The organism is Paenibacillus sp. FSL R5-0923, assembly GCF_038009145.1.
Classification (GTDB): Bacteria; Bacillota; Bacilli; order Paenibacillales; family Paenibacillaceae; genus Paenibacillus_AQ.
This window is the reverse complement of the sequence record NZ_JBBPAT010000002.1, coordinates 1107102-1129863: the sequence shown is the minus strand read 5'-3', so window position 1 is coordinate 1129863 and position 22762 is coordinate 1107102. Positions and strand designations below refer to the sequence as shown.

Genomic DNA, 22762 nt, shown 5'->3' with positions numbered 1-22762 from the left:
GCGCACCTCTCCTATTCTATAGCTAAGACCCAAAACATAGAGTAAGCCCGGTAGCAATCACCGAGCTTACCTTAAATTAAATCATTCTATAGTAGTTATTGCTTTAACTAGTCTTCAGGTTGCTCAGCCACAGAAGTTGAAGCTTTGCTCGCTCCCCCCGATGCCGCTGGAGGTTGTATGGAGGTCACGGGTGTGACTGGAGCAGCCTTGCTTCCAGTTGACCCTGAGGATCTAGTCGTCAGCCCTTTGATCAGGGCCTCTACGTCAATTCCAGAGACGCTCTTCAGCATCTCAGGAGCCGTAGACATCAACTGAGTTACATAGTTGCTGACACGTGCCGCACCTTCACCATTACCGGTATCTACAACCGTAAGCTTGTCAATGGATGCCAGCGGCTTCGCGATTTGGCCAGCCAAATCAGGCAGCATTTTGACGATAATATCGAGCACGGCTGCTTCGCCGAATTTCTGGAAAGCTTCCGCCAGCTTTTCTTTGGCTTCTGCTTCCGCTAGACCGCGCAACCGGATAACCTCAGCATCCGCTGTACCTTTAGCCAGCTCTGCATCCGCCATCGCTTGACCTTCAAGACGCTTCTGCTCAGCTGTCGCTTTAGCTTGCGTTTCAATACTATATTGCAAGGCATCTGCCTCACGCATTCTCTTCGCCTTATCAGCTTCCGCCGCTTGCTCTACTGCGTAACGATCCGCTTCCGCTTTTTTCTTCACTTCTGCGTCGTACTGCTTCTCACGAACTTGAATTTCTTTGGCTTGCAAATCGATTTCACGTTCCTTACGTACCAGCTCAACCTTCATCTGTTCTTCAACAACGGTCTGCTTTGCACGTGCCTCTTGAATATGATAAGCCTGGTCGGCTTCCGCTTTCGCTGTATCCTGATCCCGTTTAAACGCGGCCACTTTAAGCTGGTTTTCCTTGGAGGCTTCGGCGATATTCGTATCCCGCAGCAGTTCTGCTTTTTGCCCTTGCTCTTCAGCGTTTGCCTTTTGAATTCTCGCATCCCGCACTGCTTCTGCTTCAGCGATCTCTGCATCCCGCTTCACTGCAGCTATCCGCGGTTTACCTAATGCGTCAAGATATCCATGTTTGTCTCGGACATCCTTGATAGTAAAGGAAACAATTTGCAGACCCATTTTCTTAAGATCACGTGCCGCCACGCCTTGAACCTCTTGCGCAAAACGGTCACGGTTACGATATACTTCCTCAACGGTCATCGAACCGAGAATGGCCCGTAGATGACCCTCAAGAACTTCTTGTGCTTCGCTCTTCAGCGCTTCAATCGGTTTGCCCATAAATTGCTCAGCGGCTGTCGCCACATCTTCAGTCGAGCTACCCACTTTAATAATCGCTACACCGTCAGCAATAACCGGAACCCCTTGTTCGGTGTATACTTCCGGGGTCGTCACATCGAGTTTATGAGAAAGAAGCGACATAAATTCAGCCTTCTGAAAGATAGGGAGGATAAATGCCCCGCCCCCACGTACTATCTTTATTTTACGACCAGATCCATCGTCTGAAATATGATTTTTCCCCAAGAACGACCCCGTTACGATCATCCCTTCATCTGGTCCAACCGTTTTGTAACGTGCCCAGAATGCGATACCTAGCACAAACAAAACAGCAACGACAACAGCAGGGACTAACAAATACTCAGGAATACCGAACATTAAAGATCCACTCCTCTTCTCTTTTCGAATTCTGACACCAATGCAACGCCTTCTCTAACCTCCACTACAACAACTTTAATCCCTGCCGGAAGCAGCTCATGATCAAAGCTTGCTGCCGTATGCAGGCTATTGCCGGCGCCAAACTTTACCATAATCTCACCATAACCCGTGGCGGGAACAGGAATTGTGATTTCCCCGATCTTGCCAGGCAGATCACTCATAGAGAACCCATTGGACATTTCGCTTTTTTCCATGGGCTTAACCACCCCTAGATACATAAGTACTCCCAAAAAAGCGGCGGCTAACAAAGACAAAGCAATGATCGCCCCAGCTTCCAGAGCGCTGTACCGGGTTAGAAGAATGCCCGCTCCGCCGAACACGGTTATTCCTCCTGCCAGTACGGTGGGATTCAGAAAATCTACGGATACGAAATCAAAGACCCCATGCAAGGCATCTCCGATCACATCGCCCACCAGGACGCTGACTATGGCAAATATGACGCCTAGCGCCAAGCAGCCTAAATACAGCGTTTGCATTTTTATTTCCTCCTGTCTTCAATCAGGACTGTCATATTACATTAAACGTACAAAGTAGGTCCTTGGTTTCACAATCTTTGGATATTTAGCCATAAAAGTTCCATTCTGAGGATAAACGCACGAAAAATGCGGTCAGCAGCAGCGGAGATCAGGGACGATGTTGAGGAGAAATCCACAGTAGAGCATAAACGCAAAGAAGCAATTCATCCATTACGGAAGAATCGCTTCTTTGACGTTCTATAACATCTTCTAGACTAAAGATGAAGGGTCTCTTTCGTAGACGAATCTACTTACAGAGCCATTTTATAAATTTCAACTACATCCTCACGGTCAAGCTTGCGGAAATTACCAAACGGTCCGAAACGAACCGCCTTATCAGCCATACTGCCGATCTCGCTGTCATCAATATCATAATCAGCGAGTGTCTTCGGTGCGCCAATGGAATCCCAGAAGTTACGCAGCGCTTCAATTCCTTCCAGCCCTATTTCCTTATCGTTCTTGCCCGCAGGATCAACTCCAAACACGTTTACAGCAAGCTTGCGGAAACGGGCAGGATCAGTATCGATATTATATTTCATCCATTGTGGGAACAGAATGGCCAGGCCTCCACCGTGTGGAATGTCGTATACAGCTGATACTGCGTGCTCGATGTTGTGAGTCGCCCAATCTCCTGCAAAACCCATGCTAACCATACCGTTAAGCGCCATTGTGCCGCAGTACATGATCGTCTCACGCAGTTCGTAATTATTCAAATCTTCAATAAGCTTCGGTGCGGTTTCGATCACCGTACGTAGCAAAGTCTCACAGAAGCCGTCTTGTACCGGTGTGTTGCCATCAGTATGGAAATAGTGCTCCAGAACATGAGACATGATATCTACCATGCCGTAGACCGTCTGATCACGTGGCAGAGTGAAGGTATTCTCTGGGTCAAGAATCGAAAATGCCGGGAATGCATGAATACTGCCCCAGCCCATTTTTTCCTTGGTCACTTCGTTGGTGATTACAGAGCCGCTATTCATTTCTGATCCTGTAGCTGCCATCGTCAGTACTGTACCGAGTGGGAGAGCGTCTTGAGCAGCTGCCTTACGTTCAACAAAGTCCCACATGTCACCCTCATATTTCGCCCCAACAGCAACTGCTTTAGCGCAGTCCAACACGCTACCACCACCTACAGCGAGGATGAGGTCGATATTATGCTCGTGACACAGCTCTACACCTTTATGTACGGTGGAAAGGCGTGGATTCGGCTCTACACCTGAGAGTTCAGTAACCACAGCATCTATTGCACTCAGCTCAGCCATTACCTTATCGTACAGACCGCTACGCTTGATACTACCGCCACCGTACATCAACAATACATTCTTGCCATACTTAGGAACCTCAGTCTTCAACGCTTCCAGCGTACCCTGTCCAAAAATCAACTTGGTAGGATTATAAAAATCAAATTTACGCATATGTGTAAACCTCCATTAGTTATTTCAGAATGTTTTGCTCACTCGTATTATAAACCTCTGAATACCCGCATTCAAATGGATTAGCTTCAAGCCACATAAAATAGGGGACGTCCTTAAGCCTACAGGCTTAAGGACATCCCCTTTCCAAACTTTAGATCGCGCCGAAGCTCTTCACGAAACGACGGAAAGCAGCTTGCCCTTCCGGAGTCCGTTTATAGACACCCGCGTGTTCAAGAATATGTGTAAATTTGATGCCGACTTCGTTCTGCACAATCTTGACGGCTTCTTCATGCTGTAATGCCGTTCCGAAACGCTCTACAAGCTCCTTAACCCAAGCAGCGTGCTGCGCAAGTGGATGACTAGGATCATTCTTCACCGCTTCTAATAGTGCTTGATCTCCTGTAAGGATGCTCGCAATAGAATCAAGCTCTTCCTTCAGACGACCTGGCAGAATTGCGAGTCCCATGACCTCGATCAAGCCGATATTTTCTTTCTTGATATGGTGCATCTCCCGATGGGGATGGAAAATCCCTTCAGGATATTGCTCGTTAGTCCGGTTGTTACGCAGCACGAGATCCATCTCGAAGCTGCCATCTTCTGCCCGACGAACGATTGGAGTAACGGTATTATGAGGCTGCACTTCACCATCAACTTCGCTGAATGCCAACACTTCTGCTTCAGGATCACTATACGCCTTCCAAGCTTCATAAAGTGCATTGCCACACTCCAGCAATACCGCTGGATCGTCACCATTCAAACGTAATACGGACATAGGCCATTTTACGATATTAATGCTGACACCCGGATAAGATGCATGCGTGAACGTATCTTCCTTAGGCGCTTTCTGAATAGGGAAGGTGTGACGTCCACCTTGAAAGTGGTCATGCGTCAGAATCGATCCGCCAACAATCGGCAAGTCTGCATTCGAGCCAATAAAATAGTGCGGGAAAGATTCCACGAAGCTAAGTAGCCTCTTCAAGGTATCCTTGGTAAGCTTCATTGGCACATGATCATGATGGAATACAATACAGTGCTCGTTATAGTAAACATATGGCGAATACTGAAAGAGCCATTTCTCATTATTCAGCTGAAGTGGAATGACACGCAGGTTCTGGCGCGGCGGATGATTAACCCGACCAGCATACCCAACATTCTCGCGGCACAGCAGACATTTTGGATAGACCGGCGGCGGGAGCAAGCGGGCCATAGCAATTTCCTTCGGACTCTTCTCAGGCTTGGACAAATTGATTGTCATCTCGATGTCACCGTAAGGCGAATCTTGCAGCCAGTAGACATTCTTGGAAATCCGGTCCATCCGGATATAGTTGGAATCTATGCTTAATTTATAAAAGCGATCTGTAGCCGCGGAGATACCTTTTTCAGCAGCTAAACGGTTGAACTCCGCATTTACGTCTGATGGACGGGCCATTAGGAGTCCCATAATCTTGGCATCCAGCAAGTCACGGTAAGTGTCGCTATTCTCTGGAATCAATCCGATTTCAAAACCATAATCAATCAGTGCATCCAGTGGAACCTGTGGACCTGTAAGTGGACTTTGATCGATCTCGCCAACGAACGGCTCACTAAATCCGAACTGATCTAGCAGCACATTACGGCTATAGTCTTCATCTGATGGAGCAATGAGCTGCTCACGTAGTGCAAACAGAACTAGCTGCTCAATCGCATGTAAGGCTTTCTGGCCAGCAGGCGTAACCTTATTCTCGTTGTGCATTTTCAATTCTCCTTAAGTAGGGTCTCATGCTCTAGTTAAGCTATGCTAAAGCCCCTTATTCTCCGTACCCCTGCGGATTGGCAGAATGCCAGTTCCAGGCGCTTTGAATGATATTCTCTAAGTCAGCATGCTGAGGGTTCCATCCAAGGATAGAGCGCGCTTTATCGGAGGAAGCTACCAGTACTGCCGGATCTCCAGCACGGCGTTCTTGAATAACTACAGGGATTTCTAGTCCTGTAACTTTCTTCGCAGTTTCAATAACCTGTTTTACCGAGAAGCCAAGTCCATTTCCCAAGTTAAAAATATTACTGCTGCTTCCGCTACGCAGATAAGTTACTGCGCGAACATGGGCGTCAGCCAGATCGCTAACATGAATGTAGTCGCGCACACAAGTACCGTCTTCTGTAGGATAGTCGTCTCCGAATACGGCGATGCTCTCCCGTTGCTTCAAAGCGGTTTGCAATACCAGCGGAACCAAATGACTTTCCGGACGATGGTCTTCACCGATTTTGCCACTAGCATGTGCACCTGCAGCATTAAAATAACGAAGCGCTACATATTTGATACCCAGTACTTTATCAAACCAAGCCATCATGCGTTCCATAGTCAGCTTAGTTTCGCCATATACGTTTGCTGGCTCTGTACGGTCTGTTTCTTCAATCGGCACCTTTTCCGGTTCGCCGTAGGTTGCAGCTGTAGACGAGAATACGATTTTGTTCACGCCAGCTTTTTGCATAGCTTCCAAAAGGCATTGTGTGCCGTATACGTTGTTGTCATAATATTTCACTGGGTCCTTCATGCTTTCACCAACCAAAGAGCTTGCTGCAAAATGGATAACCGCATCAATCTCATTCTCGGCGAACAGCTTACCCAGCAGCTCCTTATCACGCAGATCGCCTTCGTACAGCTTGCCACCCAGTAGCGCCTCACGATGCCCCGTTAGCAGATTGTCGATGACGACCACTTCTTCGCCGCGATCCAACAGCTCTGCTACAGTATGAGATCCAATATACCCTGCTCCGCCTGTTACTAAAATTGCCATTTGATTACACTCCCTTCAATTCTTGGACACCATTACCGATGCCGCAAACGTAGAACTCACCAACCAAACCAGATCTTGTGGTATATGCCTCGCCTACTTCACGAATGAAACGTTCTACATCATCTTCATGTACCAAGGATACAGTACAGCCACCGAAACCTGCACCAGTCATACGAGAACCCAGTGTACCGGGAATACGCTGTGCTTCTTCAACCATAATATCTAGCTCTTCACAGCTAACTTCATACAAATCACGCAAGGAAGTATGTGAGTCATTCATGAACTGTCCAAACTGCTTCAGATCATTGTTCTTTAAGACCTCAACGGATTCTAGTACACGTTGATTCTCTTCCACAACATGGCGAGCGCGGCGTCTAACAATTTCATCTGTGATTTTATCTTGATGTGCTTCGAATTGTTCACGATTGAGCTGTGCCAGATAAGCTAGTGAAGGAACTTCTTTTTGCAAAATAGACAAGGCCTCATCACACTGCTGACGACGCTCATTGTACTTGGAATCTACAAGTCCTCTGCGTTTGTTCGTGTTGCCGATAACCAGTTTGTAAGCACCAGTGATGAAAGGTACCAGATTATATTCAAGCGTATCGCACATTAACAGGATTGCATGATCTCGTTTGCCATTAGCAACTGCGAACTGATCCATAATTCCGGAGTTTACACCTACGTACTGGTTCTCAGCACGCTGAGACAAGAGTGCAATCTCAACGGTATCCGTGTCGCCGCCTTCGAGAGTTAGGAAAGCATAAGCAGTCACGACTTCAAGAGAAGCCGATGAGGACAAGCCTGCGCCATTCGGAATATCACCATGAAACAGCAGATCGTAACCTTTAGATACTGGAGTGTTTTTCTTCTCCAATTCAACCATTACTCCAACCGGATAGTCGATCCATTCTCCAGTTTTGGCCTTGCCAATTTCACTATAATCAATAGATGCTTCATAAGGAAAATTAGTAGATGCAAAATTCACTTTGCTGTCACTGCGTGGACGGACAATCAATGTTGTTCCGAATTCCAAAGCTGCCGGCAGCACGTATCCACCGTTATAATCCAAGTGCTCTCCAATGAGATTAACACGGCCTGGTGCATAAAATACTTGAGCTTCTTGCTCGCTTACCCCGTACTTTTCGATGAATTTCTTTTTAAGTTCCTGTGTGCTCATTAATGCCACTCCATCCTTTCGCTGCTTCAGCCAGTGGGAATAAGTAAAGCGTTCTTTATGTATTCATTATAATAGAATCAGTCATCCTCTGATAATGCAATCATGTGTGTAATGTATGGATAAATGTGACTTCCCATAATATAATAATTACACAAATAATTGATACACCCTAAACTATAAGCCATAAAATGACAATAACACAAGAAAGGCTGTCTCAAATGGAGCATACTTATTCCGTAGGATCTAATCCCGTATATTACGATAAACAAAATCTCCATGTACTGTTTGCCGGACAGAGTCAGACGATTCCTATGCATCAAGCTGGCCCTAAGATTTACGATTATTATTTACTTCACTTTATAGAGTCTGGCTCAGGTGTTTTTCGTACTGAACATCATCAATATGCACTGGGAAAAGGTGACTGCTTCCTTATTCATCCAGGACAGCTGGTCAGTTATGTTTCGGATAAAGATCAGCCCTGGTGCTATCGCTGGGCAGCTTTTACTGGGAGTGAGGCTGATAGCCTCGTGCTGCAGACAGGCTTTACACCTCAAAAACCTGTGGTGACTACAACGGGTGATAGCGTCATCCCAGGTGCCCTTTCCAGTATCATGCAAGCCTTCAAAGCAAACAAAGAAAGTGCACACCTAACTTCTCTAGGGTATCTTTATCTCATTGTAGGTGAAGCCGCAGATTTACTATCTTCCTTCTCCCGTCTTCCTGGAGCTGAATCGCAGGTTAAGCGTACTGTGAAGCAAATGATCCACTACATGGCCTCCCAATATGCTCATCCAGTATCCATTGAACAAATGTGTGATACTCTTGGCTATAACCGGGCCTATCTATCCCGTGTATTTAAGCAAGAGACCGGATTATCTCCGGTGACCTACTTGCTGAAGCTGCGCATTGAAAAGTCCAGACAGCTGCTGCGTGAACGGCCCGAGCTGTCCGTGGAACAGGTAGCAGCATCCGTGGGGCTCACCGATGCTTTATACTTCTCACGCCAATTCAAACGGTTTTGTGCTCAGTCACCCACCGCTTACCGTCTCACAACGACTAGACATGTAAAAAAGACAAATCAGTAAGGGAAGCCTTTGAAAAAGGGATTCACATATTAGGCAAGTCCAATATGTGAATCCCTTTATTAAGCTGATCTTTCAGTTAGCTTCGGTTATGTTGCATATAGACTCAGATATTCAGGGTAAGCACGAAGATGTATCTCTTTTGCCCTTTTCTGAGCCATTTCCTTCAGTTCTGGCACTTGCTCCGCTTCAACATAGTCAGCGAGAACATCAATCACATCATCAAGGAGCTTCGCTCTAAAATAAAACTCAATCCGTTCCAATATTGCAAGGCCTGCTAAATCAATAACTAGATCCCTACAGTAAGTCCAATCTTTTGATTTATAGAGCGGCCAAAGTAGTACGGAATAATCCATTGCAGCGTCTCCAAAAACCGTAAGGTCATCCCAATCAATAATCCAAAATTCATTATTATCATTGACTAAGATATTCTGCCAATTCACATCATTGTGTACGATGTCCGACGCCTTTCTCTGAAAAGAAGGGTGCTGACTAACCATAATTCTCAAAGCTTCCACTTCTGTATCGAACCAATCTAAAGTGTCCGCCGTTACGAAGTCCAGCAAATGCTTTTCCGCTCTAATAATTTGCAGATCTTCTTCAAATCGATTGATGTATTCGTCAGTAAATGCGGCGGCATAATTGTAGTCCTCATCCTCACTTACAACTGCCATCCTAATTCCTTTATCCGTATGTAATTGATGAAGGGACCTCAGAACTTTTTCAATCACTGGCAGTGGATCGGAAATGGAGCTTAATGGTTTACCTTCGATAAAATCAAACACTAAACCATAAGAATAACCAGATGTTATTTCTTGTGTAATCTCCCTAATCAACCGTGGTGCCTTGTAATTATAAGTCAAATGTTCACTGATCTTAACCCATTGTTTAAGTCCCACTGCTTTTTGTTCTTGCGAGAGTTTTAAATGACGAAAGGTTTGACCATCCGTTATGCGATAAGATTGGTTTACAAACCCTCCAGGATTCCAAATATACTTAGCCTCAATCTTCGACCTATTTAGGCCTATAGACTCCGAGTTGGCTTCGGCCCACTCTTTCACCTTGTTCTCATCTTGAAGCAACTCCATCGATGCAGCTCATCCCTTCACCTACGTCTTCATCCAGTTCCATTCTCCGTTTGAAGAATAGTCTCAATGCGATCCGATTCTGCCTGCGAGAACTCCAAATGCTGAAGTGCAGCTATATTCTCTTCAATCTGACTAATTCTGCTAGCCCCTATCAATGCAGAAGTAATCTTCCCATCACGTAGTGTCCAAGCTAGTGCAAGCTGCGCCAAACTCTGGCCTCTTGAAACAGCAAGCTGATTTAACGCGTGGATCTTGCGCTTCACATCCGGTGTAATTCGGCTCTCATTTAACGCAGCAGAGGGTTTGGCCGCTCTTGATCCTTCTGGGATTCCATTTAAATACTTATTGGTTAACAATCCTTGAGCCAGAGGTTTAAAAGCGATACTGCCAACTCCGCTCTGTTCCAGCACACCCTGTAAACTCCCCTCAATCCAGCGATCGAGCATAGAATAACTCGGCTGATGAATTAAGAGCGACGTGCCTAAGCTGTTCAAGATTCTAACCGCTTCGAGCGTCTGCTCCGCGGTATAGTTAGATAATCCTATATACAGAGCTTTGCCGGATCGCACAGCATGGTCTAACGCCTGCATGGTTTCTTCAAGAGGTGTTTCCGGGTCCGGCCGATGCGAATAATAGATATCAACATAATCTATGCCCAGCCGCTTCAGACTCTGATCCAGACTAGCCAGCATATATTTACGCGAACCCCATTCGCCATAAGGACCGGGCCACATGTTGTACCCTGCTTTTGTAGAAATCACCACTTCATCTCGATATGGAGCCATATCACTTGCAAGCACTTTACCAAAGAGCTCTTCTGCTGAACCCGCTGGTGGTCCATAGTTGTTGGCTAGATCAAAATGAGTAATTCCAAGATCAAAAGCACGAGTGATCATTTCTCTGCCATTCTCGTAAGTATCAATTCCACCAAAATTCTGCCATAGTCCTAATGAGATTGCCGGAAGCTTAAGACCTGAGTTCCCGCAACGGTTATAACGCATGTCTTCATATCGTGCTTCATTTGCTACATATACCATTGCTTATCCCTGCCTCTCATTACGCGCTGTTTCTGTACTACCTTATCTTTAAACTACTAAGCGCAATAATAATCTGGTAACCGACAAGCCATGAGATTATCCCTTCTAACCAAGCAGATCCTTTACACTGCCGAGTACTTTCCCAATCCGATCTGTAATCAGAAGATCAGCTTGATCATCAAAAGGTGTCGGGTCGCCATTCAGCAGCACCGTACGTTTGCCCCGGAAATAAGTGACTAGACTAGCCGCAGGCTGGACAGTAAGAGAGGTTCCACCAATCATAAGCATATCTGCAGCTGCTATCGCTTCGACAGAACTCACCAGCACCGAGTGGTCCAATTCTTCTTCATATAGCACAACATCCGGCTTAATAATACCACCACATTCGGGGCAGCGAGGGACGATCTCAGTGGTACTTAGGAGCTGCTCCAGCCCGTAATAACGTGAGCAGTCCATGCAATAGTTACGATGAATGGAACCATGCAGCTCAAGTACCTTTTGGCTACCCGCCAGCTGATGTAGGCCATCAATATTTTGCGTAATAACTGCTTTAAGCTTGCCCTGCCGTTCTAACTCTGCAAGCAGCAGATGTGCACCATTCGGACGAGCATCGGGATGAATCATTTTACTGCGGTAAAAATCAAAAAAAATGTCCGGTGAGGACATAAAAAAAGTTCGGCTCAGCATCACTTCAGGCGGATAAGGTGAATTGTGCTGAGTCTGGTATAATCCTGCTGCCGAGCGGAAATCCGGGATCCCACTCTCTGTTGATGTACCTGCCCCTCCGAAAAAAACGATGTTGTCACAGTCTTTAATCCAAGAAGCAAGTGTCTGCAATTGATCCATATGTTGTAGCACATCCTTTCCATTAGTATGCTGATCAGTAGGTGATCCTTAGCTCATTATAGCTAGAAATAATCACATCTGCGTCAATCAAGTGATTTCCATCACCCATGTTGGAGATTCCAACGGCGAGGCGTAAGCCTGCACCTTTACCCAATTGCATATCTGCATTACTGTCACCAATAATAATCGTCACTTCAGGAGACAGCCCCAGCTCCCGGCAGGCTAATTCAGCCATTTCAGGTGCGGGTTTTCCATTTAATACTCTGTCTCTTGTAACTACCGAATGGAAGTAATGAGCAATACCAAGCCAATCCAGATGCTCCTGAGTGGTCTTTGCGCCATCTGAGGTAACCACCCCTAGCTTGAGTGATGCAGCCGCGCACTGTTCCAGAAAAGGAAGAAGCCCTTCTAGAGGTTGTGCCGTGCGGCGTTTGCGTAATTCATACATAGCGTCCTTAGCTATACTCTTTACACGGGTCAACGCTTCATTCCAAGGAACACCAGCAGCATACAGCTGCCATGCAAGCACACCATAACTTTCTTCTTCTGTAGCCATGGTGAGCGGCCCTGCTGGATCATAACCAATCAACTTTCCTGCAGCATCATGCTGGGTACCTAGCACTTTACTCCGATCCACGATAAAATCAGTTCCCATAATCGCAAGCTGATTTTCCATTCCACATAGTACAAGCTCGGCCCAATTCCCCCAAGTGGCTAATAGATCCAATAACGTGCCATCTTTGTCGAACAATATTCCTGAACAGGGTATGCATTCATCGTTAATCTGTAATTCTGGCATAAGTATCCTCCCTTTGTTGGAAAGACCGAAGACTACCTGATATTCCCAAGCCAATCCAGCATGGCGCGCACAGTGTCATTTTGCTGTTCTTCTTCGGAAATGGTTGCTTTCCCGTCTCCTTTTTGTGGTCCATAACTTCCAAACTGAGCGTGATTTCCACCGACGATTGAACTATAAATCGTATTATCTGGCAAATAGGAACGTCCTTTGTTGTAGCTGTCTCTGTCAATAACCTGATCCTCTGTACCCACTACCGACAATACTGACAAAGTAGTCTCACGCAGACTACCTTTTTCATCTGGATAAGAAGCCAGGAAAAACACACCTTCCAGCTGGTCCGCATGCTCAATCGCATAACGTGACGCCATGACACCCCCAAGCGAATGCCCACCTAGAACAAAAGATTGCTTGGGATGCACACGAATAATCTCTTCTGCAGCATCGCCCTTTGTTACTGCTAAATTAAGCGGCATTTTAGCGATGTAGAACGGATGCCCCGCAGCAGCAATGCCCTTCGCCAGTGGGGAGTAAGCTTCTGGTTTCACCAGAGCTCCAGGGTAAAATATGATCGAGGCCCCCTTAGTAATGGAGGGTTCGAACGAAATCCAGTTTTCATTCTGTTCAACTGTAACTCCACCGCTTGAAATCAGTGCAGTTTCGGCTTCTTCTGCCGGTGCATACGGAGTTAAATATTTCCAAATCAGCAATCCGGCTACAACAAGAATGATTAGTACAATTAAACCAATACGACGCTTAGTTATTCTTTTCTTCAACATGCTCCACTCCCGGATGTTACTGCATATAAGAAAATTATAGTAGAAACCCACTGTTCTAACAACCTTCAACACATCGCCACATTTGGCACTTATGATAACGCTTTCAATAGTGAGTTAATTCACAATTCAATTGAAGAAAATCTTGTATTTTAAAATTAAAGCATCAAGCATCTTTGGGGGGAAGTCATGGTAGGGGAAAACTCGCTAGACACGCCTGGAAAGACCTTTTTTCTAAATTTACGTTTTGTTCTCATTGTTACTGTAATCGTTGGAAACGCCATAGAACCATTGATAGGCTCAATGAGCAGCTTGTATAGCTTATATATGTGGATCTTCAGCTTTCATATGCCGCTCTTCGTGCTCGTTACAGGTTTTTTTGCCAATAAACACCTTACAGGTACACAAGGCCGTCGCATTATCATGCAAATCGGATTCCAGTACATTATTTTTCAAAGCCTCTACTCTGTGCTGGACGCCACCATATATCAGGTGCAGGGTATCCATCATTCCTTTTTCGCCCCCTATTTGCTCTTATGGTTCTTGGCAAGTCATGCCTTCTGGCGTATATTGATGATCGGGATGCGTAAATGGGCGCCTGCCACTCAATTCATTTTTGCTGTCGCCGCTGGAATTGCCGTTGGGTACCTACAGCTTGATGGCGTATGGTTCAGCATTAGCCGCACTTTTGTATACCTGCCATTCTTCGTATTAGGTTATCATTTTTCGTTCCAGTCCTTTTCTCGCTTTTTTCAAAAATGGATTAAAATTACCGCTGCCGCAGTCTCCATCCTTCTATTCCTTCTGTTTGCATCTTGGGGATCAGACTTGCCGATAGGCTGGCTTTATGGAAGTATGACCTACATGCAGCTTGGGCTTCAAGAATGGTACGCTGGAATTTATCGTCTGGGCGTTTACGGGCTACAAATCACTGCTGCACTAGCGTTTATGGGATGGATTCCTTACTCGCTTAGCCGGCTGACTGACTGGGGCTCCCGTACGTTATATGTTTTTCTACTTCACGGATTTATCGTTCGTTTTGCCGCTGTTTCTGGCCTGTACTCTTATATCAATCATTCTTTAGGTGCCATGTTATTGGTGCTTTCTGCAATCTTACTGACCATTCTCTTAGCCCAACCAAGTGTAAAAAGGCTGATGCATCCTATTGTTGAGCCCCCCGTTGGCTGGATGATCACCCTGCAGCGTGTTGCCTTAAGGCGCTCATTATAAGTGGCCTATCCCCTTGCGGATAGGTTTTTTTATACTATTTAAGGCCGGTCTCCTTATGAGAAACTTCACATTGTCCGGTAGAAAAAACGTGCTCTTTGTGATAGACTCACTAATAACAATGACTTCTCCGTTCATTAAAGGCGGGAACCGTTTATACCAAAACAGCGGCATTTTTTATAGAATCGGCTTCGCCCTTCTTCTCTAGGAAGCTCGTCCCCGTTCATTCTATAAACCGTATATACGCAGGTCTTTGGAGTTCATTGCGTTAATGCGACACTATATTTCATTGCAATTTATTTAGGGGGGAAATGTCAATATGGCAGCTAAGAAAATGCGTTCAGACATGATTAAAAAAGGCTTTGACCGTGCTCCACACCGTAGTCTCCTGCGTGCAGCCGGAGTAAAAGAAGAAGATTTCGGAAAGCCGTTTATTGCGGTCTGCAATTCCTATATTGATATTGTTCCAGGTCATGTGCATCTTCAAGAGTTCGGTAAGATCGTTAAGGAAGCGATTCGTGAAGCTGGCGGCGTTCCTTTTGAATTTAATACGATCGGCGTTGATGACGGTATCGCAATGGGACATATCGGTATGCGTTATTCACTGCCAAGCCGTGAGATCATCGCTGACTCCTTGGAAACTGTAGTTTCGGCGCATTGGTTCGATGGCATGGTCTGCATCCCTAACTGCGATAAAATCACACCGGGTATGATGATGGGCGCACTGCGTGTTAATATCCCAACCATGTTCGTAAGCGGCGGTCCAATGAAAGCCGGCGTAGATAGTAAAGGTAAAAAGCTCTCCCTTACCTCGGTATTTGAGGGCGTAGGTGCTCACCAAGTAGGCAAAATCAACGATGCTGAATTGCTTGAATTAGAACAATTCGGTTGTCCTACCTGCGGATCTTGTTCGGGAATGTTCACGGCCAACTCCATGAACTGCCTGGCAGAGGCACTTGGACTGGCATTGCCAGGTAATGGTACCATCCTAGCTGTAGCTGATGAGCGCAGAGAATTTGTACGCAGATCTGCTACTCAACTGATGGAATTGATTAAGTTAGACCTTAAACCAAGAGATATCGTAACTAAAGAATCCCTCGATAACGCTTTTGCGCTGGATATGGCAATGGGCGGCTCCACTAACACGGTGCTGCACACCCTTGCACTTGCTCAAGAAGCTGGTATCGATTATCCGCTTGAACGCATTAACGAAGTGGCTAACCGTGTTCCTTATCTGGCTAAGCTGGCTCCGGCTTCCGATATTTTCATTGAAGATGTGGACCGCGCGGGCGGCGTTAGTGCCGTATTAAATGAACTACTTAAGAAACCGGGTGCTCTGTTCGGAGACTGCATGACGGTTACCGGCAAAACATTAGCCGAGAACGTAACCGGACATGAAATCCAAGATACTTCCGTAATTCATAAAATCGATAACCCTTACTCCGAAAGAGGCGGTCTCGCCGTACTTTACGGCAACCTGGCTCCTGAAGGTTCCATCATAAAAGTAGGTGCAGTAGATGCTTCTGTTGGTGGATATCACAAAGGTCCTGCGATCTGCTTTGATTCCCAAGAATCCGCACTCGAAGGTATCGCTAACGGTAAGGTTAAAGAAGGCCATGTAGTCGTTATCCGTTATGAGGGTCCAAAGGGTGGACCGGGAATGCCGGAAATGCTAGCTCCTACATCGCAAATCGTGGGGATGGGTCTTGGTGCTAAGGTTGGTCTGATTACAGACGGACGTTTCTCGGGGGCTTCCCGCGGAATTAGCATCGGGCACATTTCTCCAGAGGCTGCTGAAGGCGGCCCGATCGCTTTTGTTGAAGATGGAGACATCATTGAACTCGACCTCAACAATCGCAAGATTGAACTCCTGGTTGACGAAGAAGTATTAGCGGTTCGCCGTACGGGCTGGAAAGAGTTTGAGCCTAAAGTTAAGACTGGTTACCTGGCTCGCTATTCCAAAATGGTTACCAACGCAAGTAACGGTGCAGTACTGAAGATTTAATTAGCAAATCCGAGTTCTAGTTGTTCCTAGCATACAAGAGCAGTCTACCTTAGATAATCTATGGTCGGACTGCTCTTTTTTATTGGGCACAAGAAAAAACGCCCCACAATCCATTTCTGGTTTGTGAGGCATCTATATTTCGTTTCATTATATAAGACTAAATAATATCATGAATCAATTCGTTACTGTTGCTCCTGGCAATTCCACTTCTGTGAGTGAATCATTAAGTGACAACGCTTCTTCTTGCTGCGGTTTACGTTTTCTTACTGACCTTTCATCATGAGGCAGTTGCTTATTCATCTTCTTGAGTAATTCTGAGACAGGCATCAGGATTAGCTTCGGTACAAGGACCTCACTACGCTCCTTGAGCCTAGCACCACCATCTGGATGAATCACACTTAACAGGATCTTTAAGTAAAACTTGGTGGAGCGTGCGAATATGCCATCGGGCAAATCATGTACACTAAAGCCGAATTTCTCTGGCCCACGGTTAATCATACTAACCCCATAGAGTGCTTTGGCTTGCGCGAGGTTTACATCTTCGGCAATAACTTCTGCCAGCATTGGCAACCCTTTCTCCATTCTCCGGATCATTCGAATCGCAAGTTGAGCAGAAGAACGAGAATGAATACCTAACTCGAATAATTGCCTGTTATCAATATGCAGCTCAATGACTTTATCACCTTTACTCAGCAAGGTTCCATCACCAAGTTCAACAGGCTCTCCCTGATATTTACGCATTCGATAATGCATGAATGGATCGGCCGGGTTAATCGTCTTGATCTGGAACATTACTTGGAATACCTGCTCCCAAGCCAACCAGAGTCCGACCAGTACTCGTTTACCAAAGGATAAACGCCGAATCGGTGATTTCTCCGCCATCTTGATCATGTCATCCACTCGAATGCTGCGCAGTCCTCTTCTTTGGGCCTCCTGCAGCGTCAGTTCAAGGGCTACAAGCATATTCTCGGGTGCGTCCGGATCGGCACCTAACGTTGTGCCACTATCATGCAGCAGCATCACTTCACCGGGATTCAATCGCGCCAGCATCTTCTCAGTGAGACGCTGCGCACCAAGCTTCTCACGCCAATCTCCAAACATTACCGACCATAGAACAATTTCAACTTGGCGACGTTTGGAAATATCGAACAAATTGACAATCCCCCAAGGTGGACGGTAATAAGTACTACGCTCGCCTATTATGTTGTAGATAATATCATTCGTGCGCTGAATCTGCCGACGAACGGTTGCGGGCCGCATGAGCCAGTTCGTCTTGTGAACATAATTATGAATTCCAATAAGATGTCCCTCTTCATGTATCCGCCTAATAAGATCCGGATAACGTTCAGCGTTAGATCCTACTACAAAAAAGGTTGCTTTTGCATCATACTTCTTCAATAAATCCAGAAGTAACGGTGTAAATCGAGGGTCAGGTCCATCATCAAAGGTCAACGCGAACTCATTTCGCCCAGTTCCTTTACGAAAGACACGGTAACCAAAAATGCGGCTAATCATACCCGGGATAAAAGCATAAAAAGATGAGATATAAAATAACCAGAGCAGCAAAGTCTGCATATGAATTCCTCGCTTTTCCAGAGTTGACTTTGGCTCGCCTTACGTCTGCAAGCAGAACCTGTGATACGGCCAAGTGAAGTTAGATAAAAAATACGTTACCCCCTATTTTAACACATGTATCAAAGAAATAGACGGTTTTTAGGTAAAATCATGTACAATGTATTCAAGCTGACCTATCAACTTATTAAAAAAGGGAGTTGTTTATATCTATGCTGCCGTTATACAAAAAATATTGGCGCACGTTCTTCGACATTGGATTAATTGTCCTCACGGTCTATCTGGTTATGTTCGCCTTCAGTAAATTGTATCAGTTAGCTGCACCTGTATTCCTATCTTTTTTTGTATTTTTGCTTATTGAACCGCTTGCCCGTTTCTTGAACCGACGGGGGCTTGCCAAACCATTCGCTTCAGCGATCTCAGTGCTTCTGTTCTTAATCGTTCTTCTGGGTACGTTATTTGGCGCTGGGCTATTGATCACCATCCAAGCGCTTCACTTTCAAGATAATCTTCCTAAGTATACATATGTGGTGCAACAACATTTCGTGGAATCCACAACCTACCTTCAGCAAAAAATCGAAAGCTTGCCGCCGGATATTACCGATAAAGTGAATGGCTACTTTAAAGATGCCACGAATGTTCTTACTGGATGGCTTGTTACTTTTCTAAAATATATGGTCGGTGTGCTCGGATCCTTTTCCTCCTTCATGGCCAATTTTGGGATCGCCATTATTTTAGCATTTTTCCTTAGTATGGAGATTAAAGATTGGCGCAAGATTGCCCATGACAAAATGCCAAAAACATTTAAAACTGCTTACGCTTTTTTGCAGGGCAACGTCTTTAAAGCCATCGGCTCTTATTTAAAAGCCCAGCTTATTCTGATCAGCATTACCTTTGTTATCGTACTGGTTGGCTTATTCATACTAAGGACCGGTAACGAAATCACTATGGCGCTTATCTGTGCTGTATTTGATGTCTTGCCGCTCCTTGGTGTAACGACGATTTTAGTCCCTTGGATCATCTATCTGTTCATTGTTGGCAATACCTCATTAGCAATCGGTTTAATCATACTCCTGGCGATTGTATTGATTGTAAGACAACTGCTTGAACCGAAGATTACCGGGAATTCGATTGGCGTATCGTCTGCTTTTCTGATGCTGTCCTTCGTCATTCTGTCCACATCCGCTTTCGGTATGGCCGGTCTGATCCTGTCGCCGATTCTGCTTATTCTGATCAAAGAACTAATTCAACAAGGATATCTTCAGAGCTGGATCTATTTGCCTCAAGAAGAGTTTATCGTTTCGCCCTTTGCTGCAAATGGCCCTTCATCTAAGAGCAAGGCCACTGCTACTCCTCCGGAGCCTCAAGCTTCTGTAGAAGACGATAATAAATCAAATATCTGACCGAACAGCTTAATGGCGAGATGCGGACTATCCGGAGCGACATTCTCTACTGCAACTGATACAGCATATTTTGGGTGATCCACCGGACCGTAGCCGATAAACCATTGATTGTTGCGTGCTACGCCCTTAACCAGCGTCTGTGCCGTCCCAGATTTACCTGCAACAGGCCAGTGTGTGCTTTGTAGGCGGGTTCCCGTTCCTTCCGTTACAACTTTGCGCATCATGGACAGTAACTGGCGGGCTGTAGACTCAGAAATCCTCCCTGCTGAGGAAGGGGACAGATGTCCCGGCAGCTCCTCCAGCTTCTGCCCGTTCGCAAATGTGATTCGCTGCAGAATCCTTGGTGCCCTTACTTCACCTCCATGCAGTAGCGTTACAATAAGATTAGCTGCTTGTAAGGGTGTGACTTGTACATCTCGCTGTCCAATTGCAGTCTGTACCCTGGCTCCCTTGTCATCCGGCAGTAAGGTAGTAAAGATGGTTCCCTTTTGCTCTCCGAAAAGTGGTTTTAGAAGTGGAAACCCAAGCGTCTTCTCGGCTTGCCAGCTGATATCTCTACCGAGTCCTAGCGCCAGTGCAGTTGATTGAAGCTGGATACCGCTTAAGCGCTCTGCCAGAGCAGCAAATACAGTATTACAGGACACGGCGAATCCTTGCGCCAGCGTAAGGGGTCCGTGTCCTTTTCCTGTCAGACAAGACAATCCATATTTCTCAAATTGCCCGGAACAATAAAAAAGCTCATCAGCGGAGGTTACACCCGCTTCTAAGGCCGCGGCGGCTGTAACGATTTTGAAGATCGATCCAGGAACGGCAGCCTGGAGTGCCCGATTGTTCCACTCCCCGCCTTGCGGAGATATCTTCTCTGGATTATAGAAGGGTAAAGATACCATGGCTTCAATATCTCCCGTCCCGGTATCTAACACCACTATGGCTCCTTCCTTCATTCCGGATTTGAGCGCAAGCTCCTCAATTCCCTCCTGAAGCTTCTTATCAATCGTTGTATATAAAGACAGAGGGAAATAAGGATTGCCCGGAGCTTTAACTTGAATGGGACTGCCTGGAAGGCGATTCCCACGCGCATCCACTTGAACATAGGCTTCCGTGTGTCCTACCCCTTGAAGCAAAGGCTCTAATGTCTTCTCTAAACCGTCCGTTCCCGTCATAGGAACTCTAAGACCCGTAGGAGAAGCTTTAGCTCCAGTATGCATAGTGGCTTCCGATAAATAGCCTAGCCATTGCCGACCTGAAGAAATCCCATCATATCTGCGTGCGAAAGGGAGCACGCCTACTCCGTCGATCCCCAGTGCACTCACTTCTTCTGCCTGTGCCTGAGACAACGCGAGTGGTCCTTTTCCCACTGAAGATGGCCATAGCAAAGGTTCTTTCAGTGACGACCGCTTATTCAACAGTTGTTCATAGCTGACACCCAGAATCTCCGCCAGTCGGTGCATGGGTTTAGCTTCTTGGTAAACAACCTTCGTCACAGATTTCTTAGCCATCTCCTCTTGTGGAAAAAAAGCCGCCGTCCAAATGGTTTCCCCCGCAAGAGGCTCATTCTTGCGGTCATACAGACGTCCCCGACCGCTGTCCAGTACAGTCTCCCGTTCACTTTGAATTTCCGCCATCTTCGCAAGTGTATATTTTGTTCCAGGAACCGTCTGTTCCTTCATAATTAGCTGAACCCACGCCAGCCTAAGGATCAACACAGCTACAGCCGCAGATAAAATAAGAAGACCGCTGAATACACGCCGATGTTTGTTATTACGCAATGTCTTCCCTCCTGAGCAGACTCCACACCTATTATGTCCTACCTACATCCATTAGAATCGCCATAAAATGTTCATTGCAACATCACAATCCATAATTTATTTTCCAAACACAAACACTTACCATCCTTATAAGGACGGTAAGTGTTTGTGGGAGAAATATTCGGATTAAGTATGTGTGAAACGTTTCTCGGGAAATATAAGGATTGTTTATGGATTAGACTGTAGTTCCTTTGCTTTCTTAAAAGCTTCAGCTTCTAAAGAAGCGGGCAGCCTACTATCAGATACTAGCTCCTTGTTCTTTGCACTGTTTCGGAATGCCTCCATGGCCTGTCGGCTATAGCTGTCATAATTCGAAATCGAAACGTCCTGCCTAGCTGGAATCGAACCTTTAAGCGGATTAAAGGCATTCTGACCTTCGGCAGATCCCAGTACCCTTAACCAATCACGAACTGACTCTCGATCCTCAGCACCGCGTGACAATCCAAAAGCATCCAATTGGAATCTAAATATCCCTTCTGTACCTGGTGAAGCGTTCCAGCCAAACTGCACACCGTCCTTCAGCTTCAGATCATGTGTGAAAAAGCCATTCACCCAATCACCCATAATGTTCATTGCCGCTTTTCCCTCAGCAACGAGCTTAGCCGCTTCCTGCCAGTTTCGTTCAGCATGATCAGCATTCACATAGGTCAACATCTTGGCGAACCGCTCCATCCCTTCTTTTACATGAGGATCGTCAGTATTGATTTCTCCTTTACTTAGCTTTTTATAATTCTCGACCCCCAGTGTTCCGAGCATGACATTCGTGTAAAGAGCGCTAACCATCCACGGTTCCTTGTTTCCAAAAGCCAGCGGTGTGATGCCTTTTCTTTGTAATTGATCAGCCACCTTAAAAAACTCATCGAATGTCGATGGAACCTGAAGGTTGTTATCAGCGAAGATGGATTTATTGTACCAGAGCACATTTTGACGGTGAATGTTAAGTGGGACATAATAAATGTCATCCCCAAGACTAAGCATATCGATGATCTCTGGAGGAAATACTGTATACCAGCCTTCTTCTTCGTACAGATCATTTAACGGCTCTACCCGCCCTTCAGCTGCCCAGAGCATATTCCTTCCCTGAAAGGTATCCGGCGGTTCACCCTCCTTCATTCTTCGTTCAAGTACTTCCTTGGCATTTCCCCCTGCACCACCTTCAACGGCAGCATTAAAGACATAAATGCCGGGATACTTTTCTTTGAATACCTTGATCAAAGCTTTTAACCCTGCTTCTTCCCCGGCCCCTGTCCACCAGCTAAAGATTTCCAACTGCGGATGATCCGACTCCGCCTCGCTTCTCGTTATTGCCTCCTGAATGTTGTTAACCGGTTCACTAGATCGCATGGCCTCCTCATCTGGAAAAAATGCAGACAAATCTTTTTCTCTTAAGTTCATACATGAGGATAAAAGCAAGCTGACAATGAGCGTGTTGGATACCAGACTAATCAGCGACCTTTTCATTGAGATTCTTCCTTCCTATAGTTCCCGCTGTATTC

Annotated in this window: 18 protein-coding genes; 4 read left to right on the top strand and 14 right to left on the bottom strand. The window is 45.9% G+C overall.

Going from position 1 to position 22762, the window contains the following annotated elements; all coding sequences use genetic code 11:
* Nucleotides 1-107: 107 nt before the first annotated feature.
* From MKX35_RS30125 to MKX35_RS30100, 6 genes are all read right to left on the bottom strand, one after another.
* Nucleotides 108-1682 carry a flotillin family protein gene (locus MKX35_RS30125; protein WP_076300025.1) on the bottom strand — a complete coding sequence of 525 codons (1575 nt, stop codon included), beginning with the start codon at nt 1680-1682 and terminating at the stop codon, nt 108-110.
* Nucleotides 1682-2218 carry a hypothetical protein gene (locus tag MKX35_RS30120; protein ID WP_042186148.1) on the bottom strand — a complete coding sequence of 179 codons (537 nt, stop codon included), beginning with the start codon at nt 2216-2218 and terminating at the stop codon, nt 1682-1684. Before MKX35_RS30120 ends, MKX35_RS30125 begins: the two co-directional genes overlap by 1 nt.
* 290 nt (nt 2219-2508) lie before the next feature.
* The gene (locus tag MKX35_RS30115) at nt 2509-3672 is read right to left on the bottom strand and encodes an iron-containing alcohol dehydrogenase (protein WP_076284241.1); all 1164 of its coding nucleotides are present in this window, start codon (nt 3670-3672) and stop codon (nt 2509-2511) included.
* Nucleotides 3673-3823: 151 nt separating this feature from the next.
* Entirely contained in the window at nt 3824-5404 is a 1581-nt protein-coding gene (locus tag MKX35_RS30110; RefSeq protein ID WP_076300026.1) for a UDP-glucose--hexose-1-phosphate uridylyltransferase, read from the bottom strand.
* 55 nt (nt 5405-5459) lie between these two features.
* The gene (galE, locus tag MKX35_RS30105) at nt 5460-6446 is read right to left on the bottom strand and encodes a UDP-glucose 4-epimerase GalE (RefSeq protein WP_042186143.1); all 987 of its coding nucleotides are present in this window, start codon (nt 6444-6446) and stop codon (nt 5460-5462) included.
* Between the two features lie 4 nt (nt 6447-6450).
* Complete coding sequence (locus MKX35_RS30100; protein ID WP_060625251.1) at nt 6451-7626, bottom strand: galactokinase; 1176 nt, start codon at nt 7624-7626, stop codon at nt 6451-6453.
* A gap of 188 nt (nt 7627-7814) precedes the next feature.
* Here MKX35_RS30100 and MKX35_RS30095 point away from each other — a divergent pair, with 188 nt between their 5' ends.
* Nucleotides 7815-8711 (top strand): AraC family transcriptional regulator, encoded by an 897-nt coding sequence (locus MKX35_RS30095; protein ID WP_339302279.1) that lies wholly within the window; start codon nt 7815-7817, stop codon nt 8709-8711.
* An 86-nt stretch (nt 8712-8797) separates the two neighbouring features.
* Here MKX35_RS30095 and MKX35_RS30090 read toward each other — a convergent pair whose 3' ends face one another.
* From MKX35_RS30090 to MKX35_RS30070, 5 genes are all read right to left on the bottom strand, one after another.
* Nucleotides 8798-9796 carry an aminoglycoside phosphotransferase family protein gene (locus MKX35_RS30090; protein ID WP_076284243.1) on the bottom strand — a complete coding sequence of 333 codons (999 nt, stop codon included), beginning with the start codon at nt 9794-9796 and terminating at the stop codon, nt 8798-8800.
* Between the two features lie 29 nt (nt 9797-9825).
* Nucleotides 9826-10833 (bottom strand): L-glyceraldehyde 3-phosphate reductase, encoded by a 1008-nt coding sequence (gene mgrA / locus MKX35_RS30085; protein WP_076300027.1) that lies wholly within the window; start codon nt 10831-10833, stop codon nt 9826-9828.
* Between the two features lie 105 nt (nt 10834-10938).
* The gene (locus MKX35_RS30080; protein WP_076284245.1) at nt 10939-11679 is read right to left on the bottom strand and encodes an NAD-dependent protein deacylase; all 741 of its coding nucleotides are present in this window, start codon (nt 11677-11679) and stop codon (nt 10939-10941) included.
* A 34-nt stretch (nt 11680-11713) separates the two neighbouring features.
* Nucleotides 11714-12478 (bottom strand): HAD family hydrolase, encoded by a 765-nt coding sequence (locus MKX35_RS30075; protein ID WP_076300028.1) that lies wholly within the window; start codon nt 12476-12478, stop codon nt 11714-11716.
* 32 nt (nt 12479-12510) lie between these two features.
* A complete protein-coding gene (locus tag MKX35_RS30070) occupies nt 12511-13254 on the bottom strand; it encodes an alpha/beta hydrolase (RefSeq protein WP_076300029.1) in 744 nt (247 codons plus the stop codon).
* A 186-nt stretch (nt 13255-13440) separates the two neighbouring features.
* Here MKX35_RS30070 and MKX35_RS30065 point away from each other — a divergent pair, with 186 nt between their 5' ends.
* Nucleotides 13441-14481, top strand: coding sequence for an acyltransferase family protein (locus MKX35_RS30065; protein WP_076300030.1), 1041 nt, complete (start codon nt 13441-13443; stop codon nt 14479-14481).
* Nucleotides 14482-14797: 316 nt separating this feature from the next.
* Nucleotides 14798-16483 carry a dihydroxy-acid dehydratase gene (ilvD, locus tag MKX35_RS30060; protein WP_076284249.1) on the top strand — a complete coding sequence of 562 codons (1686 nt, stop codon included), beginning with the start codon at nt 14798-14800 and terminating at the stop codon, nt 16481-16483.
* A gap of 174 nt (nt 16484-16657) precedes the next feature.
* Here ilvD and MKX35_RS30055 read toward each other — a convergent pair whose 3' ends face one another.
* The gene (locus tag MKX35_RS30055; protein ID WP_076284250.1) at nt 16658-18058 is read right to left on the bottom strand and encodes a polysaccharide deacetylase family protein; all 1401 of its coding nucleotides are present in this window, start codon (nt 18056-18058) and stop codon (nt 16658-16660) included.
* A 209-nt stretch (nt 18059-18267) separates the two neighbouring features.
* Between MKX35_RS30055 and MKX35_RS30050 the strand changes: the two genes are divergently transcribed.
* A complete protein-coding gene (locus MKX35_RS30050) occupies nt 18268-19458 on the top strand; it encodes an AI-2E family transporter (RefSeq protein WP_076300031.1) in 1191 nt (396 codons plus the stop codon).
* Here the strand turns inward: MKX35_RS30050 and MKX35_RS30045 are convergent.
* Both MKX35_RS30045 and MKX35_RS30040 read right to left on the bottom strand, forming a co-directional pair.
* Complete coding sequence (locus tag MKX35_RS30045) at nt 19419-21227, bottom strand: peptidoglycan D,D-transpeptidase FtsI family protein (protein WP_076300032.1); 1809 nt, start codon at nt 21225-21227, stop codon at nt 19419-19421. The genes MKX35_RS30050 and MKX35_RS30045 overlap by 40 nt on opposite strands.
* 207 nt (nt 21228-21434) lie before the next feature.
* Complete coding sequence (locus MKX35_RS30040) at nt 21435-22727, bottom strand: ABC transporter substrate-binding protein (protein ID WP_076284253.1); 1293 nt, start codon at nt 22725-22727, stop codon at nt 21435-21437.
* Between the last annotated feature and the right edge of the window lie 35 nt (nt 22728-22762).

Coding starts and splice junctions, on each gene's coding strand:
- MKX35_RS30055 (WP_076284250.1), bottom strand. CDS start 18,058: ATGCAGACTTTGCTGCTCTGGTTATTTTATATCTCATCTTTTTATGCT.
- MKX35_RS30100 (WP_060625251.1), bottom strand. CDS start 7,626: ATGAGCACACAGGAACTTAAAAAGAAATTCATCGAAAAGTACGGGGTA.
- MKX35_RS30080 (WP_076284245.1), bottom strand. CDS start 11,679: ATGGATCAATTGCAGACACTTGCTTCTTGGATTAAAGACTGTGACAAC.
- MKX35_RS30050 (WP_076300031.1), top strand. CDS start 18,268: ATGCTGCCGTTATACAAAAAATATTGGCGCACGTTCTTCGACATTGGA.
- MKX35_RS30095 (WP_339302279.1), top strand. CDS start 7,815: ATGACAATAACACAAGAAAGGCTGTCTCAAATGGAGCATACTTATTCC.
- MKX35_RS30110 (WP_076300026.1), bottom strand. CDS start 5,404: ATGCACAACGAGAATAAGGTTACGCCTGCTGGCCAGAAAGCCTTACAT.
- MKX35_RS30115 (WP_076284241.1), bottom strand. CDS start 3,672: ATGCGTAAATTTGATTTTTATAATCCTACCAAGTTGATTTTTGGACAG.
- MKX35_RS30070 (WP_076300029.1), bottom strand. CDS start 13,254: ATGTTGAAGAAAAGAATAACTAAGCGTCGTATTGGTTTAATTGTACTA.
- galE (WP_042186143.1), bottom strand. CDS start 6,446: ATGGCAATTTTAGTAACAGGCGGAGCAGGGTATATTGGATCTCATACT.
- MKX35_RS30125 (WP_076300025.1), bottom strand. CDS start 1,682: ATGTTCGGTATTCCTGAGTATTTGTTAGTCCCTGCTGTTGTCGTTGCT.
- MKX35_RS30075 (WP_076300028.1), bottom strand. CDS start 12,478: ATGCCAGAATTACAGATTAACGATGAATGCATACCCTGTTCAGGAATA.
- MKX35_RS30065 (WP_076300030.1), top strand. CDS start 13,441: ATGGTAGGGGAAAACTCGCTAGACACGCCTGGAAAGACCTTTTTTCTA.
- MKX35_RS30040 (WP_076284253.1), bottom strand. CDS start 22,727: ATGAAAAGGTCGCTGATTAGTCTGGTATCCAACACGCTCATTGTCAGC.
- ilvD (WP_076284249.1), top strand. CDS start 14,798: ATGGCAGCTAAGAAAATGCGTTCAGACATGATTAAAAAAGGCTTTGAC.
- MKX35_RS30090 (WP_076284243.1), bottom strand. CDS start 9,796: ATGGAGTTGCTTCAAGATGAGAACAAGGTGAAAGAGTGGGCCGAAGCC.
- MKX35_RS30120 (WP_042186148.1), bottom strand. CDS start 2,218: ATGCAAACGCTGTATTTAGGCTGCTTGGCGCTAGGCGTCATATTTGCC.
- mgrA (WP_076300027.1), bottom strand. CDS start 10,833: ATGGTATATGTAGCAAATGAAGCACGATATGAAGACATGCGTTATAAC.